The organism is Pantoea sp. MT58, assembly GCF_014495885.1.
Taxonomy (GTDB): domain Bacteria; phylum Pseudomonadota; class Gammaproteobacteria; order Enterobacterales; family Enterobacteriaceae; genus Pantoea; species Pantoea eucalypti.
The window spans coordinates 1,031,790-1,054,905 of the sequence record NZ_CP061083.1 but is presented as its reverse complement, the minus strand read 5'-3'; the positions used below and the strand labels follow the sequence as shown (position 1 = coordinate 1,054,905).

The 23,116-nt window shown below is 55.8% G+C and carries 18 protein-coding genes; 3 read left to right on the top strand and 15 right to left on the bottom strand.

The window, feature by feature from the left end; translation table 11 throughout:
• Nucleotides 1-36: 36 nt before the first annotated feature.
• From sseB to trmJ, 5 genes are all read right to left on the bottom strand, one after another.
• The gene (sseB, locus tag IAI47_RS05015) at nt 37-801 is read right to left on the bottom strand and encodes an enhanced serine sensitivity protein SseB (RefSeq protein ID WP_003848669.1); all 765 of its coding nucleotides are present in this window, start codon (nt 799-801) and stop codon (nt 37-39) included.
• Nucleotides 802-861: 60 nt separating this feature from the next.
• Nucleotides 862-2,148: an aminopeptidase PepB gene (gene pepB / locus IAI47_RS05010; RefSeq protein WP_003848667.1), complete on the bottom strand. Its 1,287-nt coding sequence runs from the start codon at nt 2,146-2,148 to the stop codon at nt 862-864.
• Nucleotides 2,149-2,309: 161 nt separating this feature from the next.
• Nucleotides 2,310-3,470: an IscS subfamily cysteine desulfurase gene (locus tag IAI47_RS05005; RefSeq protein ID WP_003848666.1), complete on the bottom strand. Its 1,161-nt coding sequence runs from the start codon at nt 3,468-3,470 to the stop codon at nt 2,310-2,312.
• An 88-nt stretch (nt 3,471-3,558) separates the two neighbouring features.
• Complete coding sequence (gene iscR / locus IAI47_RS05000; protein WP_003848664.1) at nt 3,559-4,056, bottom strand: Fe-S cluster assembly transcriptional regulator IscR; 498 nt, start codon at nt 4,054-4,056, stop codon at nt 3,559-3,561.
• Nucleotides 4,057-4,186: 130 nt separating this feature from the next.
• On the bottom strand, nt 4,187-4,939 hold the full coding sequence (trmJ, locus tag IAI47_RS04995; protein ID WP_003848663.1) for a tRNA (cytosine(32)/uridine(32)-2'-O)-methyltransferase TrmJ: 753 nt from the start codon (nt 4,937-4,939) through the stop codon (nt 4,187-4,189).
• A 132-nt stretch (nt 4,940-5,071) separates the two neighbouring features.
• Here trmJ and suhB point away from each other — a divergent pair, with 132 nt between their 5' ends.
• Complete coding sequence (gene suhB / locus IAI47_RS04990; protein ID WP_008926709.1) at nt 5,072-5,875, top strand: inositol-1-monophosphatase; 804 nt, start codon at nt 5,072-5,074, stop codon at nt 5,873-5,875.
• A gap of 64 nt (nt 5,876-5,939) precedes the next feature.
• Here the strand turns inward: suhB and IAI47_RS04985 are convergent, their stop codons facing one another.
• The 3 genes from IAI47_RS04985 to IAI47_RS04975 form a co-directional block, all read right to left on the bottom strand.
• Complete coding sequence (locus IAI47_RS04985) at nt 5,940-6,953, bottom strand: TIGR04086 family membrane protein (RefSeq protein WP_008926710.1); 1,014 nt, start codon at nt 6,951-6,953, stop codon at nt 5,940-5,942.
• A 204-nt stretch (nt 6,954-7,157) separates the two neighbouring features.
• Nucleotides 7,158-8,132 (bottom strand): nickel/cobalt transporter, encoded by a 975-nt coding sequence (locus tag IAI47_RS04980; RefSeq protein WP_008926711.1) that lies wholly within the window; start codon nt 8,130-8,132, stop codon nt 7,158-7,160.
• On the bottom strand, nt 8,123-8,749 hold the full coding sequence (locus tag IAI47_RS04975; RefSeq protein ID WP_008926712.1) for a DUF1007 family protein: 627 nt from the start codon (nt 8,747-8,749) through the stop codon (nt 8,123-8,125). The genes IAI47_RS04980 and IAI47_RS04975 overlap by 10 nt, the downstream gene beginning before the upstream one ends.
• Nucleotides 8,750-8,904: 155 nt before the next feature.
• On the opposite strand from IAI47_RS04975, the gene csiE reads away from it, so the two are divergent.
• Nucleotides 8,905-10,173, top strand: coding sequence for a stationary phase inducible protein CsiE (gene csiE / locus IAI47_RS04970; RefSeq protein WP_003848654.1), 1,269 nt, complete (start codon nt 8,905-8,907; stop codon nt 10,171-10,173).
• Here csiE and IAI47_RS04965 read toward each other — a convergent pair.
• Both IAI47_RS04965 and glyA read right to left on the bottom strand, forming a co-directional pair.
• Nucleotides 10,155-11,303 carry a 3-phenylpropionate MFS transporter gene (locus IAI47_RS04965; protein ID WP_003848653.1) on the bottom strand — a complete coding sequence of 383 codons (1,149 nt, stop codon included), beginning with the start codon at nt 11,301-11,303 and terminating at the stop codon, nt 10,155-10,157. The genes csiE and IAI47_RS04965 overlap by 19 nt on opposite strands.
• Nucleotides 11,304-11,431: 128 nt before the next feature.
• Nucleotides 11,432-12,685 (bottom strand): serine hydroxymethyltransferase, encoded by a 1,254-nt coding sequence (glyA, locus tag IAI47_RS04960; RefSeq protein WP_003848651.1) that lies wholly within the window; start codon nt 12,683-12,685, stop codon nt 11,432-11,434.
• 326 nt (nt 12,686-13,011) lie between these two features.
• Between glyA and hmpA the strand changes: the two genes are divergently transcribed.
• Complete coding sequence (gene hmpA, locus IAI47_RS04955) at nt 13,012-14,196, top strand: NO-inducible flavohemoprotein (protein WP_003848649.1); 1,185 nt, start codon at nt 13,012-13,014, stop codon at nt 14,194-14,196.
• 405 nt (nt 14,197-14,601) lie between these two features.
• Here hmpA and glnB read toward each other — a convergent pair whose 3' ends face one another.
• The 5 genes from glnB to purL form a co-directional block, all read right to left on the bottom strand.
• A complete protein-coding gene (glnB, locus tag IAI47_RS04950) occupies nt 14,602-14,940 on the bottom strand; it encodes a nitrogen regulatory protein P-II (protein WP_003848647.1) in 339 nt (112 codons plus the stop codon).
• Nucleotides 14,941-15,124: 184 nt separating this feature from the next.
• The gene (gene glrR / locus IAI47_RS04945) at nt 15,125-16,459 is read right to left on the bottom strand and encodes a two-component system response regulator GlrR (protein WP_003848633.1); all 1,335 of its coding nucleotides are present in this window, start codon (nt 16,457-16,459) and stop codon (nt 15,125-15,127) included.
• The gene (gene qseG / locus IAI47_RS04940; RefSeq protein ID WP_003848631.1) at nt 16,459-17,127 is read right to left on the bottom strand and encodes a two-component system QseEF-associated lipoprotein QseG; all 669 of its coding nucleotides are present in this window, start codon (nt 17,125-17,127) and stop codon (nt 16,459-16,461) included. The genes glrR and qseG overlap by 1 nt, the downstream gene beginning before the upstream one ends.
• A gap of 3 nt (nt 17,128-17,130) precedes the next feature.
• Nucleotides 17,131-18,558, bottom strand: coding sequence for a HAMP domain-containing sensor histidine kinase (locus IAI47_RS04935; protein WP_003848629.1), 1,428 nt, complete (start codon nt 18,556-18,558; stop codon nt 17,131-17,133).
• A gap of 579 nt (nt 18,559-19,137) precedes the next feature.
• On the bottom strand, nt 19,138-23,025 hold the full coding sequence (purL, locus tag IAI47_RS04930; protein ID WP_033743456.1) for a phosphoribosylformylglycinamidine synthase: 3,888 nt from the start codon (nt 23,023-23,025) through the stop codon (nt 19,138-19,140).
• Nucleotides 23,026-23,116: the final 91 nt, after the last annotated feature.

The following is a 23,116-nucleotide window of genomic DNA, read 5'->3' as shown; positions in this document are numbered from 1 at the left end:
AGGCGGCTCATGAGCCGCCTGTTTGTATTGAGTGCGTCAGATAATCCGCTCACTGCCCTTGAAGTCACGCAGGAAACTGCCCCAGCGACGTTCATAGAAGGGTGTGATGTGCGCGGTAAAGAAGTGGCTGATGCCGCGATCGTTCGGCATCACTTCACAGATATCCACTGGCGCATCGTCTGGCAGCGTATCCGTTGCCACACTGCCCGCCGCCTGGATGATCGCTTCAATGTTGCTGTCCGCTTCAATGCCAATCAGTAAATTAGGTGCTTCGTCTGCCCGTTCACGAATACTGGCAATAAATGCCCGACGCACCTGCTTATGCTTCGTGAACAACTGAGTCAGCGAGTCGATCATCTGTGCAGGCGGTTCAGCCACCTCAGAGAGCAGCAGTGACTGCCCGCCTTCCAGCACAGTCTGCTGACTTAGCGCACTGCCCTCTTCCGCCAGCAGATGCGTGATCTCCGCTGCAGTGAACTCTTTGCCGGAAGGCAGTTTAGGATTGAGAAACAGCGTCTCGCCACGCGTCATCTCAAACAACGTCCGTACCGGCAGACGCAGCCATGACTGCTCACCGTTTACCGCTTCACTCATCGCCTCTTCTGACGTGAAAAAAGGAATAATGCTGCTGCCATCCTCTTTTTCCCAGTGCTGGAGATCAACGGGCGTGCTGGCATCAAACTGTTGCGTGGTACTTTCGCCCGGAACAAAGACGTCAGATTCCAGCAGCAACTGGAAAAACTCGGGCCGATGGGCAGGCTCAGTCGCCGCCAGCTTCAGCACCTCTTCAAGACGGTTCATAGTTTCCCTCTGAACGTTTCCCTCTGAACAGCGGCAGCATCAGCCACCGCTGAGATCGGCTTATTTCAGTAACAGATTGGCGAGGGTACGCACGCCCAGACCTGTTGCACCTGCCGCCCACTGATCAACGGCGCCTTTGCGATAGGTCGCAGAGCAGTCGATGTGCAGCCAGCCCTGCTGATAGTTGCTGACGAAGTGTGACAGGAACGCTGCCGCGCTGCTGGCACCGGCCGCATGAGACGGACTGGCAATGTTATTAAGATCGGCAAAGTTAGACGGCAGATGGCTGCGATGGAATTCGGCCAGCGGCAGACGCCAGAAAGGTTCGTTCTCACTCACTGCGCTGCCCATCAGCGACTGCGCCATCACCTCATCAAAGGTGAACAGCGCATGGTAATCGTTGCCCAGCGCCGTTTTAGCCGCGCCGGTCAGCGTTGCGGCGTCAATGATCATCGTCGGGTTCTGCTCGCTGGCGTCGATCAAACCGTCGGCCAGCACCAGGCGGCCTTCCGCGTCGGTGTTCATCACTTCCACCGATTTGCCGTTGCGATAGCGAATAATGTCGCCCAGCTTGAAGGCGTTGCTGCTGACCATATTATCGGCGCAGCAGAGGTAGAGTTTGACGCGCTTGTTAAGACCGCGCGAAATCGCCATCGCCAGCGCGCCAGTCACCGTCGCCGCGCCGCCCATGTCAGACTTCATCGAGTCCATAAAGCTGCTCTGCTTCAGGCTGTAGCCGCCGGTATCAAAGGTAATGCCTTTACCGACCAGGCAGGCGTAAACCGGCGCATTCTCGTCGCCGGTCGGGTTGTAGTCGAGCGCCAGATAGACCGGCGGACGATTTGAACCGCGTCCCACAGTATGCAGGCCCATATAACCCTGCACCCGCAGTTCATCGCCTTTGGTAATACGATAGCTGACGGCGTCACCGCCCACTTCACTGATCAGATCGACGGCATTGTGCGCCAGCTGCTCCGGCCCCAGATCTTCTGCGGGCAGGTTAATGACGTTGCGCACCCAGTCGATGATTTTCAGACGGCGATCAAACTCCGCCTGCTCATGTTCGCCCAGTTCAGGCCAGTCAACCTGACGCTGGCCTTTCGGGCCACGGAAGCCCTGCCAGAATGCCCAGCACTGCTCAAGGTGCCAGCCTTCGCCGGTCAGCGCCACATGGCGGATGCCCTGGCCATCGATTTTATGGGCCGCACGCTGAATGGTATTCAGCGCATCTGCGCCGGTCAGGTGCAGTGTCATGCCGCTGTCGTTGCTGCTGAGAATCGCTTTTTCGCCCCAGCGCGCATCGGCGGGCTGGCTGCTAAGCGTAATGTTCATCGGTTGTGTGGTCATCGAAAAGCTCCGTAATCGTTATCTGTTTCATCCAGCCTGATTGTTATAACGGCTTTAATAAGATGTTAAATGTAATTCACAGAGAGACCTGATAACAGATTCCGCCGGGCGTTGCCAGCGAAGTGCCCATATTGGCGCAGTTTCCGGACTATCGCCGGGTATCAGGATTTCATTAAGGCCCGCAGACGGGTCACTGACTTCTGCACCAGTGCAATGGCGTAGTCGATCTCTTCTTCCGTCGTGAAGCGTCCCAGCGAGAAGCGAAGCGAACTGTGCGCCAGTTCTTCACTCAGGCCCAGCGCGCGCAGGACATAGGAAGGCTCCAGGCTGGCGGAGGTACAGGCCGAACCGGAAGAGAGCGCCAGGTCTTTCAGCGCCATGATCAGTGATTCACCCTCAACATCAGCGAAACTGAGGTTAAGAATATTCGGTGCACTCTGCTGCAGATCGCCATTAAGGGTAACGTCCGGCAGTGCGCTGATGCCCTGCCACAGGCGATCGCGTAGCGCCTGAATCCGCGCCATTTCAGTTTCGCGCTCTTCGGCGGCAATACGATAGGCTTCACCCATGCCGACAATCTGATGCACCGGCAAGGTCCCGGAGCGCATTCCGCGTTCATGTCCGCCGCCGTGGATCTGCGCAGCGATCTGCACGCGCGGTTTACGCCGTACATAGAGCGCGCCGATGCCTTTCGGGCCATAAAGCTTGTGGGCAGAAAACGACATCAAATCGACCGGTAACTGGCTGAGATCGATGGGCAATTTGCCAACGCTCTGGGTGGCATCAACATGGAACAGAATCTCACGCTCACGGCAAATTTCACCAAAGGCGGCAATATCCTGAATCACCCCGGTTTCATTGTTCACATGCATCAGAGTGACCAGAATCGTGTCGTCGCGCAGCGCCGCACGTAACTGGTCAGGCGAGATAATGCCATTGGTTGCTGGCGTCAGATACGTGACATCAAAGCCTTCACGCTCCAGCTGCTGGCAGCTGTCGAGCACCGCTTTATGTTCGGTCTGGCTGGTGATGATATGTTTGCCGCGTGCCTGGTGGGCATGGGCAGCGCCTTTGATCGCGAGGTTATCGGATTCGGTGGCGCCAGAGGTAAAGACGATTTCGCGGGGATCAGCGTTGACCAGTTCGGCGATCTGATTACGGGCAACATCAACCGCTTCTTCAGACTGCCAGCCAAATCGGTGCGATCGCGAGGCCGGATTACCGAACGTGCCATCCAGCGTCAGAAACTGCATCATTTTGCTGGCTACACGCGGATCGGCCGGCGTGGTGGCGGCATAATCCAGGTAAATCGGTAATTTCATTGCGCTACAGCTCCGTATAAAAAATCATACGTCTTTATAGCAGATTCGGCCCTGACCGCGTTAGCAGTTAGGGCCGCAACAGCGGGGATCAGGAGGCGCGTTGGTTAACGTTAATTCCCTGAGAACGCGGGCTCTGGAAGCGACGATTATCAATTGCATTCTGACGATCGGCCACATCCAGAATCTCCTGATTATTCACCAGCTCAGCCAGCGTAATATTGTTCAGGAATTCACTGATGCGCACACTCAGATCGCGCCACAGTACGTGAGTCAGGCAGCGCTCGCCACCCTGACAACCTTCTTTACCCTGGCATTTGGTCGCATCAACAGACTCATCCACGGCGGTAATCACTTCACCGACGGAAATGGTGTTGGATTCTTTACCTAACAGATAACCGCCACCCGGACCACGCACGCTCGAGACCAGACCATTTTTACGCAGTCGGGAGAATAACTGCTCCAGATAGGAGAGCGAGATGCCCTGACGCTCGGAAATATCCGCCAGCGGGACCGGACCTTCATGGGAGTGAAGGGCAACGTCCAGCATTGCAGTAACGGCATAACGTCCTTTGGATGTCAGTCTCATAGCGTGTGACCTCAATAGCGTCCGGTTATCGGAGGATTAGCAACAGATGCGCTGAAGTCTGCCATTCCCGAGTAATTTGGTCAACTATTTAACCTGGTAAATTAGTCAGGTATTTAACCTGGTAATTTACTCAACTATTATCTGCTTCTTTTTTCTCGTTTTTACGCTTTTCAAACGATGAAAGCATGCCACGCAGGATGTTGAGTTCATCACGTTCCGGGCGTGCGCGGGTGTATAAACGACGCAGTTTACTCATCACCTGACCCGGATTAGCTTCACGGATAAAACCGCTGTTCAGCATCATCTGCTCCATATGCTGATAGAAGCGTTCAAGGTCATCCACCAGCGGATAAGGGGATTCTTCATACTTCGGTGCCGGGCTGGCCTGCTCCTGCGACTGCAACCACGCCATGCGCACTTCATAGGCAATAATCTGCACCGCCATCGCCAGGTTCAGCGAACTGTATTCCGGGTTAGCCTGAATCGCGACGTGATAATGGCACTTCTGCAACTCTTCATTGGTCAGGCCAACACGTTCACGACCAAACACCAGTGCAACAGGTGCCTGCTGGCCCTCTTCCACGCTTTTCACGCCACATTCACGTGCATCCAGCATCGGCCAGGGCAGCGAGCGGGAACGGGCGCTGGTGCCAACGACCAGACTGCATCCGGCGATCGCCTCATCCAGCGAGTCGACGATTTTAGCCTCGCCGATAACGTCACTGGCACCGGCGGCCAGGGAGATAGCCTGTGAGTCAGGCTTGACCAGCGGATTAACCAGATAGAGGTTAGTTAAGCCCATGGTTTTCATGGCGCGCGCAACGGAGCCCATGTTACCGGTGTGAGACGTCTCAACCAGCACGATACGAATATTTTGCAACATGATTAGGGATACTCAGAAACGGGTCAGTAAAATCAGTAGGTCGAATATTAACATAAAGCAGGACATTTACCGAACACACTGCTATACTCCGCGCCGTTTTCCCCGTTCTTTAACATCCAGCGAGAGATACCGATGCATCCAATGCTCAACATTGCCGTGCGCGCAGCGCGCAAGGCCGGAAATTTAATTGCCAAATATTATGAAACCCCGGACGCCGTCGAAGCCAGCCAGAAAGGCAGCAACGACTTCGTAACGAATGTTGACCGCGAAGCAGAACGCCTGATTATCGAAATTATTCGTAAATCTTACCCGAAACACACCATCATCACTGAAGAAAGCGGTGAGCTGGCGGGCGAAGATCAGGATGTTCAATGGGTTATCGATCCGCTGGATGGCACCTCTAACTTCATCAAACGTTTACCTCACTTTGCTGTTTCGATCGCTGTGCGCATCAAAGGCCGCACTGAAGTCGCCGTTGTTTACGATCCTATGCGCAATGAACTGTTCACCTCTTCACGTGGTCAGGGCGCGCAGCTGAATGGCTACCGTCTGCGTGGCAGCACGGCACGCGATCTGGATGGCACCGTTCTGGCAACCGGCTTCCCGTTCAAAATGAAGCAGCACGCGCCTGCTTACATGAACATCATGACCAAACTCTTTACCCAGTGTGCTGATTTCCGTCGCACCGGTTCTGCTGCGCTGGATCTGGCTTATGTCGCTGCCGGTCGCGTCGATGGCTATTTTGAGATTGGCCTTAAGCCATGGGATTTTGCGGCGGGCGAACTGCTGGTGCGTGAAGCGGGCGGTCTGGTCACTGACTTCACCGGTAACCACGGCTATCTGCTGTCAGGTAACCTGGTTGCGGGTAACCCACGTGTCGTGAAGTCAATGCTGTCGAATATGCGTGATGAGCTGAGCGAAGCGTTAAAACGCTAAGTTTCAGTACAGAATAAAGGCGGCTTCTCAGCCGCCTTTTTTGTTGCCTGTTATTCAGTGATGATTAACGACGTTCGTGTGCCAGCACCTGACGAGGCTGTGTACGACGACCGACCATACCCATCACACCGGCCAGTACGGCTTCGATGATCAGCAGAATCAGTGCATACCAGCTTGCTTTAGCGGTTGCAGCCGCGGCTTTCTCACCGGCTTCACGCGCTTTCTGTTCAGCCTGCTGTTTCAGTTCCTGGTATTTCTGAACGGCCTGCTGATAGTTCTGCTCAGTTTTAGCGACAATCTGATCCACTTCCTGATCGCTTTTACCGGTACGCGCTTTAATAATATTTTTCAGCGCATCACGGTCGGCTGCCTGCAGAGTATCTGAATGGCGATCCATCACACCTTTTACCCAGTTAGTCAGATCAGTATCAGCTGTCTGCGGATGATTCGCGGTGTTGCTAGCCTGGTTTTCTGCATTCTGCGCTTCTTTATTTGCGTCCTGCTTCAAATTCTCGGGTTGTAATTCCGGTTTGCCTGTCTGGCGTAATGTCGTTTCCAGTTCGTTCTGCAGGTTATCTAAATTAATATTATTCTCCTGCAGCTTTTGTTTTGCCATTTGAGTAACCGAAGGCGCTGCAGCGGAAATACCACTACCGAGTGCCTGGAAACCTGAACCCACAATATTCATCGCGCCGCCTAATACACTGGTCGCCAGTGCAATAGCCAGGTAAATAGTGAAAATTGTGCTAAGGCCAAACATCAATAAACCGTGCAGGGCCCCTTCGCGCTGAGCCAGTCGCCCGGCAACATAACTCCCTGCCGCCATCGCAACCAGCATTTCAATGGCTGTCCAGACCAGTGCGCCAGTACCCAGGCCGTCGAGAGGATTCTGTTCTTTCATCGGATCAATGGTGGTGGCACCAATGGCTGTTCCCAGCAATGTCAGAATGATATGAACGATTAAGGCACAAATAACACCGGCAAAAACGGCGCTCCAGGAAATACGCTTTAAAGGTAATCCTGCAGGTCCGGTCGCCAGCGTTTCGGTGTAGCCATTATTAATACGGGTATCAGCCATGAAATATACTCCTCGCAATAAACAGAAAGCTGTCTTGATCTTTTATCATGCCGACGGCGGAATGCCGTTTTGGTATTAACAGCGTAGACAGGGAATAGTGATTTCACCACTGAACTACTCAGATAAAAAATTAAAGTGATGAAGCCTCAGATAATTAGCGAGGTAAAGATAACAGCGGAAATTTTATTCCCGCTGCGCTTTTAGTCAGAAAGGTCGAATTCCGCCGCCCAACGTTAACCGGGCAGACTGCCATAATGCAATACCCACTACGATTAATATCAGGCTACCGGTCAAAGCCAGGATGGGAATCAGAAGTCGCATGATGCCAGCACCAGGCTGTGCCAGCCGCTGTGCTACCGAGCGCGCCTGTTGCACCAGCAAACCAATAGCGGAAATAGTCAGAGCCGTGCCCAGTGCCATTACCGCAGCAGAGAGAATGCCCCAGCCATAAACACCAATCACTTTGGCGAACAGCAGCATCATAATCGCGCCAGAACAGGGACGTAAGCCCATCGACACCACAACCAGCATCTGAGTTTTCCAGCTGACGTTGCCATTCATCTGCTGCGGCGTCGGCAGATGTGCGTGGCCGCATCCGCAATGCTCGTCATGCTGATGCTGCGGCTGGAAAGCACGAAATACCGGAGCGGGTCGTGGGCGCAACGCCAGCCACAGCGCACGCAGCGCCCGATACCCGATCATCACACCCAGCCCGATCACCAGCAGATAACTGCCCTTTTCAAGCCAGAAACTGCTGAGATGCAGCTGGCGCGATGAGGTTTTCAGCAGCACCAGCATCACCGTGACCAGCACAATCGCGACCGATCCCTGCAGCAGTGAGGCAAGCAGCGTCAGCCTGATACTGGTTCTGACGCGGCTCGGATGGGTCGCCAGAAAGGTCGCGATCACCACTTTTCCGTGGCCCGGTCCCAGCGCGTGCAGCACGCCATAGATCAGGCTGAATATCACCAGCGATATGCCTGCCTGGTGTGGCTGCTCCGCGACCTGCTGTAACAGCTGAGTCATCTGCCGGTGCAAATCTTTCTGCCACAATACACTCTGAAGCAGAATCTGCGACCAGTAAAGCCAGACCAGCAGTGCGCCGCCAGAGAAGAGTCCTGCTATCAGCCAGAGTGGCCAGAGTCGGGTGGCCCTGGAAGGCGTGGAGATTATTGACATGTCAGTACCACCGTTTGTGCGAACTGGCGGCCTAAATCCATCTCTTCAGCCGGGGCATCCGCTTTGTCCAGCGACAACGCATACTGTTTCAGCGAGTCGTTGGGTTTGGGCGTATTGAGGGTAAACCGGCAACGCGTCTGCAGTGCAGGCGGCAGCGTTAAAGCACCGGGATTGTCGTAAAACATATCGACGAAATAGGTGGGATCAAAAGTCAGGATCTCAAAGCGCTGTCCGGTCAGCTTCGGGGGTTCCGCCAGCGGCAGAATAAATTCCAGCACCGCTTTGTGGCCGTTTCGCGAAAGGTTATATTCCGTTGGCAGATTCAAAAACTTTACCCGCTGTTGGTTGTGCCAGATTTCTGAGAAGTAGTGCTGGCCCAGCACGTTTGCCATCACACCCGCTGCCAGCTTTTTCCACACTACAGTGCCAGGTTTCGCGTCGCCCGCGTCATACAGCAGATCAGCGGAGGTAATCTCATCCATGGTCCAGGTCATCTTCAACCCGGTAAAGGTGTCATCCTTCACCACCAGTTCCGTTTTCATATCAATGAAGCTGTGAGGGTGTGCCAGCACAGCCGGACTTAATACCATTAACAGAGCAAAGAGTGCGCGTTTCATAATGTTATAAAGTAACGTTCCCGACGAAAAGAATCTGTAAGTAACAAAATTTTGTGACCCGCCTTAAACCTCTGGCAAATAAACCGCGTAAACCGCGCAGGCGCTGAACGGGTTGACTATTCTTAGCTCAAAATAGCCTGCTGGAAATCTGATTGATGAGTTCTGCTACCCCTTTGGCACCACTCTTCTCCCGTTCACAGCGTCAGTGCCATCTTTTATTGCTGCTGTTTCTGCCGACACCTTTGCTTACGCTTGAAAAAGTCTGCCAGCTGAATGGCGTCGATCCTGACGTTGCCCGACAGGATATCGCGGATGTGGGCCATGAGATACAGCGATATCACCAGCTGGAATTGCATCAGATGGTAGATGGCAGCTTTCGTCTTCATGGAACTGAGCTGGATCGGCGCCTCTGTCTGCTGCATAACCTGCGACGCAGTCTGCGTTTATCGCAGGACTTCGTCTGCGAACATTTTGCCGCGCCTCTGCGTCAGCGCCTGAAAGTCATGAAGATTGAGAAAGCGCTGTGGGATGAGACCAATTTACAGGCACTGATTCAGCACTGTAGCCTGCGCCTGAAGCGTGACTTCAGCGAACGTGACCGGCTGTTTCTGCAGATATTCATGAAGTATGGCTTGTGCCAGCGTCAGCCGGTGCTGTTCAGTGAGGCGCAATGTCTCTGGCTGCAGCAGAAGCCTGAGCGGCAGGCCGCTGAGGATGTGATCTACCACTGGCGCAAACGCTGCCATATTGCTCCGCCCGTCAGTGAAGCGGATTTCTGGACGCTGCTGTTCAGCCAGATACATACGCCGGTCGTGGACGCGATTGCGCATCCTGCTGAACAGCAGTTAATGAAAGCGACTCAGCAGCTGATTGATGATTTTGAAGCCTGTGCCGGGATTACCTTTGCTGACCGCAATGAACTGCTGCACCAGCTCTATCCGCATCTGGCGCAGGCGCTGGATCGCACCCATTTCAATATCGGTATCGACAATAGCGTGGCACTGGATGTCAGCCGCCTCTATCCGCGTCTGCTTCGCACCACTCAGCAGGCGCTGCAGGCTTTTGAGCAGCACTACCGCATCGCTTTTACACCGGAAGAGGTGAGTTTAATTACCATTATTTTCGGCGCCTGGCTGATGCAGGAGAGTGCGCTTCAGGAGAAGCAGGTGCTGATCCTGACCGGCGACGACGCCGATCTGGAACAGGATGTAGAACAGCAGATTCGTGAGATCACGCTGCTGCCAATTAATATTACCTATCAGGACGTGAAACTGTTTCAGCGGGAGGGCGCGCCACGTGATGTCGACATCATCATTTCGCCCTACCCGACCTCGTTGCCACTCTACTCTCCGCCGCTGGTGCATGCGGAACTGCCGCTGACGTTACACCATCAGCAGCGTATTCGTTATTTACTGGAGTCGTAGCCGGGCCGCAGAAACAGCGCGGGCAGTGCCACCAGTGCCATCACCCAGAACAGATGCCCCTGCAGATGGGCGAACAGCACGCCGCAGATCATCGTCATTATCGCAATGCCACCGCCCATCGCCAGCGCGGAATAGAGCGACTGCAGTCGGATGACTTCCGCCCCCTGACGCGCGGCGATAAATCGCATCGCTGCAAGATGGCAGACGGTGAAGCTGCCACAGTGGAGAATTTGCGCCACAATCAGCAGCGGCAGCGCCGTTGTCGCCCCCATCAGACCCCAGCGAATTAGCGCGCAGATGCCCGAAAGCAGCAGCAGATCGCGCGCGCTCCAGCGGCGGAACAGCCGGTTGCTCATGGCAAAGACGACAATCTCTGCCACCACGCCCAGCGACCAGAGATAGCCCACCGTCGAGGCGGAATAGCCGCTCTCCTGCCACCAGATAGCACTGAAGCCATAATAGGCGGCGTGTGCACCCTGCAGCAGTGTCACGCAGAGCATGAATCGCCATACCGCGTTCTCACGCAGCAACGCCCGCCACTCCTGCCATCCACCGCCCGCAGGGCCCTGTCGCTCATGGCCCTGCGGTTGTGTGACGGGTGTCAGCATCATGCCCGCCAGCATAGAAATGACGCCAATGGATAACAGCATCAGAATTGCGTTTGAGGACCAGGCGCTGACCAGCACGCCGGTTAACGCCGAGCTGATGACAAAGGCCAGCGAGCCCCACAGCCTGACCGGCCCGTATGCCAGCCCAATCTGCTGTGTCCAGGTGGCGGCCAGCGCATCGCTGAGCGGAACCAGCGGTGAGAAAAAGAGGTTAAAGCCAATCATCACGGTAAGCAGCCACATCCACTGCTCGCCCACCCAGAAACCGGCGGCGAACAGACAGGTCATCAGCGCCAGCAGGCGCAGCGCCGTAATCAACCGTGATGGATTTTTGACCTGAGAAGCGATAAGCAGACTGCCGACAAAGCGCGCGACCATGCCACATCCGAGCAGCAGGCCAATCTTTTCAGCATCCAGGCCGGTGCCTTTCAGCCACACGCCCCAGAATGGCAGATAGATGCCGTAACAGAAGAAGTAAGTGAAGTAGCCCAATCCGAGCCATCTGGCGGAGCCGATTGCCATATTCCCTCCAGTAAGTTTGCTGCCAGGCAGCATAAACAGGCGTTACTCTGGCAGAGCACTGCGGAGCAGGCAATAAAAAAGGATGGCAATTGCCATCCTTTTTGTGCTGTCTTACAACAGGTTAGCGATTAAGCATAGACCGGCAGACGGCTGCAGATATCCAGCACTTTCTTTTTGGTCCGCTCAATGGTGGCTTCGTCATTGACGTTATCCAGTACATCAGCGATCCAGCCAGCCAGCTCACGCACGTCTGCTTCGTTGAAGCCACGACGCGTAACGGCAGGTGTACCGATACGGATACCCGACGTCACAAACGGGCTTTTCGGGTCGTTCGGTACGCTGTTCTTGTTAACCGTGATGTTGGCACGGCCCAGCGCGGCATCCGCTTCTTTACCGGTCAGGTTTTTGCTCACCAGATCGATCAGGAACAGATGGTTATAGGTGCCACCGGAAACGATGTCATAGCCACGCTCAATCAGCACTTCAACCATCGCTTTGGCATTTTTTGCCACCTGCTGCTGGTAGGTTTTAAACTCCGGCTCCATCGCCTCTTTGAAGGCAACTGCTTTACCCGCGATAACGTGCATCAGAGGACCGCCCTGGCCGCCCGGGAAGACAGCAGAGTTCAGTTTCTTGTAGAAATCTTCGTCGCCGTTTTTAGCCAGAATGATACCACCGCGCGGACCCGCCAGCGTTTTGTGGGTGGTGGAGGTCACGACGTGCGCATGGGGAATCGGGCTTGGATAAACGTCTGCGGCAATCAGGCCGGCAACGTGGGCCATATCGACAAACAGCCAGGCACCCACGCTATCCGCGATTTCACGCATTTTCGCCCAGTCGCAGACGCCAGAGTAAGCTGAGAAGCCGCCAACGATCATTTTTGGCTTGTGGGTTTTCGCCAGTTCAGCCAGCTCGTCGTAATTGATTTTTCCGGTCTCATCGATACCGTAAGCAACCACGTTATAGAGTTTGCCAGACAGGTTAACCGGTGAGCCGTGAGTCAGGTGTCCACCGTGCGCCAGGTTCATCCCGAGGATAGTATCGCCCGGCTGAAGCAGCGCCGTATAAACAGCGAAGTTAGCCTGAGACCCTGAGTGTGGCTGCACGTTAGCGTAATCAGCACCAAACAGCGCTTTTGCGCGGTCAATCGCCAGCTGCTCAACGATATCAACGTACTCACAGCCGCCGTAGTAACGTTTGCCCGGATAGCCTTCAGCGTATTTATTGGTGAGCTGAGAACCCTGTGCCTGCATAACACGCGGGCTGGTGTAGTTTTCAGAAGCAATCAGTTCAATGTGCTCTTCCTGACGCACTGTCTCCTGCTCCATTGCCTGCCACAACTCGGCATCGTAATCGGCAATGTTCATATCACGCTTTAACATCCGGATCTCCTGACTCAGCTAACTTTCTGACGGTATTTACCCCCCTTCAGGGGCGAAGGCCAACAGTGTAAACCGTTTTAACAGGTGAAGGTAGGGTGAACCGCCTCTTTTTACGCAAACGATTGGCTGGCGACTGGCAGCGCTTTTTTACACCTTTTTAGCCTGTTCAGCCGTCACATTTTTTCTCAACGATGTGACGGCGGCGTCTGTTGATGCACCAAAAAGTTGCCACATGGGGAGCCAGAAAGTTTCCCGGGTTATTTACACCACAGGCAAGGCGGCTATAACATGCATTTAAAATACATGTTTAATAAGAGGCCATTGATATGCTTGATGCACACACCATCGCCACCGTTAAATCGACGCTGCCTGCCATAGCCGCCTGCGGTCCAAAGCTTACCGCACACTTCTATGACCGTATGCTGTCGCACCACCCTGAACTCAAAAACGTCTTCAATATGAATAACCAGCGCAATGGCGATCAGCGCGAAGCGTTGTTCAACGCTATCTGCGCCTATGGCGCGAATCTGGAGAATCTGGCCGTGCTGCTGCCTGCGGTAGAAAAAATCGCGCAGAAACACACCAGCCTGAATATTCAGCCTGCCCAATACGCCATCGTCGGTGAAAATCTGCTGGCGACCATCAAAGAATTGCTGAATCCCGGTGACGAGGCGCTGGCTGCGTGGGGCCAGGCCTATGGCGTCCTGGCGGATGTGTTCATCAATCGGGAAGAAGAGATCTATAGGGCCACAGCGCAGCAAACCGGCGGCTGGCGCGGCACCCGAGCGTTTCGCATCAGCGCAGTTGAGCAGCAGAGCGAGGTCATTAAAAGCTTTACCTTCACGCCGGTGGATGGCGGCCCGGTAGCCGCTTTTAAGCCGGGTCAGTATCTGACAGTACACCTGCAGCCTGCCAGCTTCGAGCATCACCAGATTCGTCAGTATTCACTGATGCATCTCAGCAACGGTAAAGCGTATCGTATTGCGGTGAAACGCGAAGCGCAGGGCACGGTCTCCGGCTGGCTGCATCAGCATGGCAAAGTGGGCGATGAGCTGATGCTCGCCGCACCGCACGGCGACTTCTTCCTGGAGGTCGATTCTGGCACGCCAGTCGCGCTCATCTCTGCGGGCGTGGGCCAGACGCCGATGCTGGCGATGCTGCATTCACTGGCAGCCAGTGAACATCGCGCGCCGGTCAGCTGGCTGCACGCTGCAGAGAACGGCAAACAGCATGCGTTTAGCGAGGAAGTCGGTGCCACTGGCGCGCAGCTCGCCGATTTCATCAGTGAGGTCTGGTATCGCGATCCCGCTGCTGAAGATGCAGGTCGCTATGACACGCAGGGGCTGATGGATATCAGCAAAATGGCTGCACGATTAGCGTCATCCGATACCCACTTCTATCTCTGTGGACCGCTACCCTTTATGCAGCATGTGGTGGCGCAACTGCGCGATGCCCGCGTGGCAGATGCACGCATTCATTACGAACTTTTTGGCCCGCACAAAGGGATGTAAATCTGCTACTAAGTTCAGGCAGCAACAGACAGCTTCAAAGCGAAGGGAACTCGGGCAGAAGAGGAAAGCGTCCCGCGACATGGACAAAAACGCCGGGAGCGTTTTTGAACAACGCAAAGCGTCGGCCCGGCAACGGGCGCACCTCAGGGACGAGGTGCGTACTAAAAACGCCGGGAGCGTTTTTGAACAATGCAACGCGTTGGCCCGTTTACGGGCGCACCTCAGGGATGAGGTGCGTAATCGTCCGGGCCGAGCGTGCCATGGATGGCGGGTTTTGCGTCTTTCCGATCTGACCGGGTTCTCTGAGCTGGCTTGATCTCACAGTAGACCTCATCCGATTTCCAGGTATAAAAAAGCCCGCAACGCGGGCCTTTTTATACTGATTAATCGCTGATAAAAAGACGATCAGATCGCCTCTTCATCCTCTTCACCCGTACGGATACGCACCACGCGCGCCACGTCGAAGACAAAGATTTTACCGTCACCGATTTTGCCGGTCTGCGCGGTGCGCATAATGGTCTCGACGCAGGTATCAACGATATCGTCGCCCACCACCATCTCGATTTTCACTTTAGGTAAGAAATCGACCATATACTCTGCGCCGCGATACAGCTCGGTATGCCCTTTCTGGCGACCAAAGCCCTTTACTTCACTCACGGTCATCCCGGTGATGCCGACTTCCGCTAAGGCTTCACGAACATCATCGAGCTTGAATGGTTTGATAATCGCATCAATCTTTTTCATGTCAGACCCTTTTTCACTCCCTCCATGGTCAGAGGGTTTATCAAGTATAAATGTTGCTGGCGCTGTCGGGCGGTAATATCCGGGATTCTTCAGGTTGCCGCAAGCGCTGTCAGATTATGCTGACCGCACCCATTCTGATTCGGGCCTGAGCAGGCAACCTGCCGGTATTACGTCGCAGCCTCCGCTACTCTTTGAAATCACTGGCATCCAGTTCATGGCGAGACAGCAGCTTATAGAACTCCGTGCGGTTGCGTCCAGCCAGACGTGCGGCGTTGGTCACATTGCCTTTGGTCATCTGCAACAGCTTACGCAGATAGTTCAGCTCAAACTGATTACGCGCCTCCGCAAAGGTCGGCAAGGCGCTGTTCTCGCCGCTCAACGCCTGCTCCACCAGCGCATCACTGATCACCGGTGATGAACTCAGCGCCACGCACTGCTCAATGACGTTTACCAGCTGGCGCACGTTGCCTGGCCAGCTTGCGGCCATCAGACGCTTCATCGCATCAACGGAAAAACTGCGAATCTGTGGCTTATGCCGTTCCGCTGCCTGGCGCAGCAGATGATTGGCCAGCAGCGGGATATCTTCTGTGCGCTGATGCAGCGCGGGTATTTTCAGATTCACCACATTCAGACGATAGAAGAGATCCTCACGAAACTCTTTCTTCTCCATCGCCTTCGGCAGATCGCGATGCGTGGCTGAAATGATTCGCACGTCGATCTCACTATCGTGGTCGCTGCCCAGCGGTCTGACCTTACGCTCCTGCAACACCCGCAACAACTTAACCTGCAATGGCTGCGGCATATCGCCAATCTCATCCAGGAACAGGGTGCCGCCGCCTGCCGCTTTAAATAACCCCTCACGCGCACTGACCGCACCGGTAAAAGCACCTTTGGCGTGACCGAACAGCTCTGACTCCAGCAACTGCTCCGGCAAAGCGCCACAGTTAATGGCGACAAAAGGCTTGCCGTTACGCGGGCTGGCGGCGTGAATCGCCTGCGCCAGCATCTCTTTGCCGGTGCCACTCTGACCATTAATCAGTACGCTGACATCCGACTGCGCCACCATATGCGCCTGCTCCAGCAGCTTTAGCATCAGCGGACTGCGGGTGACGATCGCCTCGCGCCAGCGGTCATCACTGACCGGTGCCTGTTGTGCCAGCGCCTCATCAATCGCTTTGTAGAGCGCGTCCCGATCAACCGGTTTTGTCAGGAAGCTGAATACGCCCTGCTGCGTGGCGGAAACGGCGTCCGGGATGGAACCATGCGCCGTCAGGATAATCACTGGCAGACCGGTGTGGCGCTTCTGGATCTCGCCAAAGAGCGCCAGCCCATCCATCTCATCCATCCGCAGATCGCTTATCACCAGCTCAATCTTCTCTTTCTGCAACAGACGCAACGCTTCGGGTCCGCTGCCTGCAGTGGTGACCTGATACCCTTCACTGCGAAGACGCATGCCCAGCAGCTTCAGCAGACTGGGATCGTCATCCACCAGCAGCAATTTTGCCGCTTGTCTGACCATCATTGCTCCTCATCCTGCGGCAGCGCTGTACCATGACTGCTGTCAGAAACATCCGGGGCTTTACGCGATGAGAGCTGCCGCTCAATGTCAGTCAGCCGCTCCAGCTTATGCTGCGTGTCACTGAGCTGCTGCTGTTGCTTAACCATCTGCTGGCGTATCGCCTCAAGCTGACTATCGCTGCTCTGTTGCAGATGGACATAACGGGTGCGCGCCTCACTGAGGTCAAGCTGCGCGGTCTGGTTGCTGCGCCACAACTGAATCAGCGGGCGCACAGACTGTGGGAAATCAGCGCTGTAACGATCCAGGGTTTCCACATAGCGACGACGCTCAACGGGCGTGACGTTGCCATTAGACATCAGCACGCCCTGTTTAAAGGCGCGCGACCAGTTCTCTGCCGGCCAGCGATGGGCTTCGGCTCTGGCTTCTGCAGGAGAAAGGCGCTCAGCACAATCGATCGCCCGCATCCAGTAAAGGGGATTATCCAGTGCGGCCCTCTTCTCTATCGGCCAGAGATCATTGCAGCGGGTCGCCAGATAATCAGCAATGCTGACCTCGGGTTCCGCTACCTGATGGCCTGACGACAGGGATGAGGTGGCCGGGGAGGTCGTACATCCGCTGAGGAGCAGCGTCGTCAGCGTGCTTAACAGCAACGCGGGTAAATATTTCATCAGTCAGACTTTCCCGGCAGTGGTGTTCAGTTCAATTCGAAAACAGACGTCAGCCTGCTCACAGGGGACCAGCGTCAGGTCGCCATGCATCCGGCGCAGGCAATCTTTGGCAATACTCAATCCCAGCCCACTGCCTTTTACCGGCCCTTTGCGCTGCTGGCTGCCCTGGAAGAACGGTTCGAAAATCATTGCCTGCTCTTCCGGCGGAATCGGCGTGCCGCTATTCGCGACCTCAATCCAGATCCGATCGCCCTGCTGCTGACTGCGCAGCCAGATGGTACCGGATTCGCTGCCGTAGTTCACGGCGTTCGAGTAGAGGTTATCAATGACCCGCATCAGTAACGTCGGTTCAGCAAGACAGTGGCTGACCTCAAGATTAACGACCGTCTGCATGAGTTTGGCGCGCGCCGAGAGCGCATGTGCATTGACGACGCCCTCCACGATCGCTGCCACGCTGACCGGTTCCAGCTGGATCGGGCCATCCGCCAGTTTGCGATTGTAATCGAGCAGTTGTTCAATCAGCCGCTGCAGATGGCGGCTGCTGCTGTCGAGAATAGTGACCACCTCTTTCTGGTCGGCGTTCAGCGATCCGGCGACTTCATCCGCCAGCAACTCAGTGCCTTCACGCAGGCTGGCCAGCGGCGTTTTCAGTTCGTGTGAAAGATGGCGCAGAAACTCATGACGCTGAGATTCCAGCCATGCAAGCCGTTCGCTGAGCCAGACGATGCGCTGTCCCAGCGAGCGTAACTCGCGCGGGCCGCGAAAAATCACGCTGTTACCCAGCTCACGCCCTTCGCCAAGCCGGTTGATCATCCGCTCAATGCGCTTGACCGGCCCGATAATCATGCCGGTAAAGAGCGTCATCAGCGCGAGACTGATGATAAACAGAATCAGCGCCTGCCAGCCAAAAAACTGGCCGCGATCGGCGATTTCACGCTGCAGTTGTAAGCCGCGCGAAAAGACCACTTCGCGCGTGTCCTGCACCATCTGCGCGTTAGTAGCAGAAAAGCGATCCAGCGCCTCTGCGGCGGGTGTAATGGGATTGCCATTATCACATTTCAGCGGCGTCAGCAGCGGCAGAGTCGCCTGCAAGGTCTGAAAAGCAGGCAGTTCGGGCAGACTGGCGCTATGCGAGCTCAGCATCTGACTGTAGCGGGTGTACTGCGTCTGATAAAGACGAGACAGCGAGGCATCATCCAGCACGCAATATTGACGGTAACTGCGTTCAAGCTCTACTGCCGTTCGTGCCATTGCCTCACTTCTGCGCACATCGGTGAAGGTGTTGCGGTTAGTATCAGCGGCCTGTTCACTTAACGCAGAGAGACTTTCCCACGCCTGCCAGGCCAGTACCAGCAACGGTAGCAGCACCAGAACAAACGCCATCAACACCAGCTGACGCAGAGAACGGGGAAATAAACGCCATTTTTTCACGCAGACGCTTCCTTAAGATTTACTGTCTGGATGCTAGCGGACTCTGACAGCAGAAGAAAGGTGTGGTGGGCAGAAAGAGAAACAAAAGAAAACGGCAGGCTCAATGGCCTGCCGCTGTCACGACGCGTGGTGCATCGCGTTAGAATGGGTGGAGCCTTACTCAACGTTACGTCCGGTGTTTGATAACGCAAGCGATTATCGGTCAGGTGGACGGCAGGCTCCGTTTGGTGCGTCATTCGGACTTTATGAGCTCTTATCCGCTTCGCAGGGCAATCATAAACAGGTGAATGAGCAGCTGCATAAGTATAGCAAGTTTCATGCCAGAAAATAAATCATTATATTTTTCAGCAGATTGAACGAGCTGTTCCAATGACACCTGCGAAAAGTCCGATGCAGACAGCGTCAATGTGTCTCCACAAGGCGACAGTAAATCACCTCTGATACCCGCTCATTTAAAATCAATGAGATAGGTGTCGCCATAAAGAGACAGCACAACATCCCCCTTGTCGCCATTTGCCAACAGCGGCGTAAAAAAGAACAGGAGGCACACCGGCCTCCTGTTCATTTCAGCGGATTACATTAACCCAGCTGTCTGCGCGCATTGCGGAAAATGCGCATCCACGGGCTGTCTTCGCCCCACTCTGCCGGATGCCAGGAGTTGCTGACGGTACGGAAAACACGCTCCGGATGCGGCATCATAATGGTGACGCGACCACTTTCGTTGGTCACGGCGGTGATGCCGTTAGGTGAGCCATTCGGGTTAGCCGGATAGGTTTCTGTCACCTTGCCGAAGTTATCAACAAAGCGCAGTGCCACCAGCCCTTTCGACTCCAGGGCCGCCAGATGCGTTGCATCACGCACCTCAACAAAACCTTCACCGTGCGAAACCGCGATAGGCATATGTGAACCGGCCATGCCGTCCAGCAGCAGTGACGGACTGGCCGCCACTTCGACCAGGCTGAAGCGCGCTTCAAAGCGTTCAGACTGGTTACGCACAAAGCGCGGCCACAGATCGCTGCCCGGAATCAGTTCACGCAGATTGGACATCATCTGACAGCCGTTACAGACGCCCAGCGCCAGGGTCTGCGGACGGTGGAAGAAGGTTTCGAACTCATCGCGAACACGCGGATTGAACAGAATCGACTTCGCCCAGCCCTCACCGGCACCCAGCACATCACCGTAAGAGAAGCCGCCACAGGCAACCAGCGCCTGGAACGCTTCCAGACCGCGACGCCCGGCCAGCAGATCGCTCATGTGAACGTCAATGGCGGTAAAGCCAGCACGATCAAAGGCAGCGGCCATCTCCACATGGGAGTTCACACCCTGCTCACGCAGCACCGCGACGCGTGGACGTGCGCCCGTCGCGATCATCGGTGCCGCCACATCTTCCTGCGGATTAAAGGTCAGATTGACGTTGAGACCAGGATCGCTGTCGTTTTTCTTCGCTTCATGCTCCTGATCGGCACACGCCGGGTTGTCGCGCAGGCGTTGCATCTGCCAGGTGGTTTCCGCCCACCAGGTACGCAGCGTATTGCGGCTTTCACTGTAGACCGCGCTGTCACCGGAACGGATCACAAAGCGATCGCCCGGCTGCGCGCTGCCCAGCAGATGCGTGGAAGCGGCAAGACCGTGATCGGCCAGGATCCGCTCAACGGCATCGCGATCGGCGGCGTTGATCTGAATCACCGCACCCAGCTCTTCGGTGAACAAGGCCGCCAGCGCATCGCTGCCCAGCGAGGCGATATCAACGTCAATGCCGCAGTGCCCGGCAAAGGCCATCTCGGCCAGCGTCACCAGCAGACCACCGTCAGAGCGGTCGTGGTAGGCCAGCAGTTTCTGCTGAGCCACCAGCGCCTGAATCGCATTGAAGAAGCCAGCCAGCTGGGTGGCATCACGCACATCGGCAGGTTTGTCACCAAGCTGGCGATAGACCTGTGACAACGCGGTTGCGCCCAGCGTATTCGCGCCGTTGCCCAGATCGATCAGCAGCAGCAGGTTGTCCTGATCGGCCTGCAGCTGTGGCGTGACGGTGCGACGGACATCTTCGACGCGTGCAAACGCAGTAATCACCAGCGACAGCGGCGAAGTCATCTCGCGCTGTTCAGTGCCTTCCTGCCAGCGGGTTTTCATCGACATCGAATCTTTACCGACCGGGATGGTGATCCCCAGCGCCGGGCAAAGCTCTTCGCCGACGGCTTTCACCGCCGCGTATAAACCCGCATCTTCACCCGGATGACCCGCAGCGGACATCCAGTTAGCGGAGAGTTTCACGCGCTTCAGCGAACCAATCTGCGTTGCCGCCAGGTTGGTCAGGGCTTCCCCCACCGCCAGACGACCTGACGCTGCGAAGTCCAGCAGCGCAACCGGTGAACGTTCGCCCAGGGCAAAGGCTTCGCCGTGATAGCTGTCGAGGCTGGCAGTGGTCACCGCACAGTTGGCCACCGGGATCTGCCACGGCCCGACCATCTGGTCGCGTGCCACCATGCCGGTCACGCTGCGGTCACCGATGGTGATCAGGAAGGTTTTTTCCGCCACAGCAGGCAGATGCAGTACGCGATTCACCGCATCAACCAGCGTAATGCCGTCACGCTGCAGCTCGGTGCCCTGCGCCTGCTGCGTCACCACATCCCGCGTCATCTTCGGCGTTTTGCCCAGCAGGACATCCAGCGGCATATCGATAGGCTTATTATCGAAATGGCTATCTTCCAGACTCAGGTGCAACTCTTCGGTGGCTTCACCAATTACGGCAAAAGGTGCGCGTTCGCGCTGGCAAATCGCCTCAAACTGCGCCAGCTGATCGGGTGCTACGGCCATCACATAACGTTCCTGTGATTCGTTACACCAGACTTCCAGCGGGCTCATGCCTGGCTCATCACTCAGGATGTCACGCAGGTTAAACCGGCCACCACGACCGCCATCGCTGACCAGCTCCGGCATAGCATTGGAAAGGCCGCCCGCGCCCACGTCGTGGATAAACAGAATCGGGTTCTCATCGCCCAGCTGCCAGCAGCGGTCGATCACCTCCTGACAACGGCGCTCCATCTCCGGGTTATCACGCTGTACAGAGGCGAAGTCGAGATCGGCATCAGACTGACCCGAGGCCATGGATGAGGCCGCGCCGCCGCCCAGGCCGATGTTCATGGCCGGACCGCCCAGCACCACCAGCTTCGCGCCTACGGTGATTTCGCCTTTCTGCACGTGATCGGCACGGATGTTACCGATGCCGCCCGCCAGCATAATCGGCTTATGATAGCCGCGCAGCTCAGTGCCGTTGTGGCTGGTGACCTGCTCTTCATAAGTACGGAAGTAGCCATTCAGAGCCGGACGACCAAATTCATTGTTGAAGGCAGCGCCGCCCAGAGGTCCGTCGGTCATGATCTCCAGTGCGCTGACAATGCGGGCTGGTTTACCGAAGTCCTCTTCCCACGGCTGTTCAAAGCCAGGAATACGCAGGTTAGAGACCGAGAATCCGACCAGGCCCGCTTTTGGCTTGGAGCCGCGACCGGTTGCGCCTTCATCACGGATTTCACCACCAGAACCGGTGGCCGCGCCTGGCCACGGCGAAATCGCCGTTGGGTGGTTGTGCGTTTCCACCTTCATCAGAATGTGCGCAGCTTCCTGATGCCAGCGGTACTCGCTCTCTCCGGCGTCAGCAAAGAAGCGGCCAACCTCTGATCCTTCCATCACGGCGGCGTTATCTTTATAGGCAGAGAGCACGAAGTCCGGCGTCTTCTCCATCGTATTTTTGATCATTTTAAACAGCGACTTTGGCTGTTTCTCGCCGTCGATAATCCAGTCAGCGTTGAAAATCTTGTGACGACAGTGCTCAGAGTTCGCCTGCGCAAACATATAGAGTTCAATGTCGTTGGGGTTACGACCCAGTGAGGTAAACGCCGCCACCAGGTAGTCAATTTCATCGTCTGCCAGCGCCAGACCCAGGGAGATATTGGCCTGCACCAGCGCCTGACGGCCCTCACCCAGCAGATCGACACTTTTCACCGGCTGCGGCGTGTGGTGCGCGAACAACTGCTCAGCCTGCGCCAGGTCACTGAAGACCGTTTCCATCATCCGATCGTGCAGCAGTGTGCCCAGCGTTTGCCACTGCGCTTCGGTCATCTGGGGAGCCTGTACATAGAAAGCCAGACCACGTTCCAGACGACGGACCTGTGGCAGGCCGCAGTTGTGGGCGATATCGGTTGCTTTGGATGACCAGGGCGAAATGGTACCAGGACGCGGTGTCACCAGCAGCAGACGACCCTGTGGAGCATGTTCAGCAAGAGAGGGACCATATTTCAGCAGACGTTGCAGACGGCTCTGTTCGTCAGCGCTTAAGGGCGTACTGACATCAGCAAAATGGATGTACTCAGCGTAAATATCACTCACCGGCAGATGAGCGTCCTGAAAGCGGGTCAGCAGTTTGTTTACACGAAATGCCGACAGGGCGGGCGAACCACGCAGAATTTCCATTAATAAGTCTCTCGTCAGGGCGCCGGGCGACGCAAATTGGGCGCAACAGGGAAAACGGGGCGTATTATAGAGAAAGCGACCTCGCGACGAA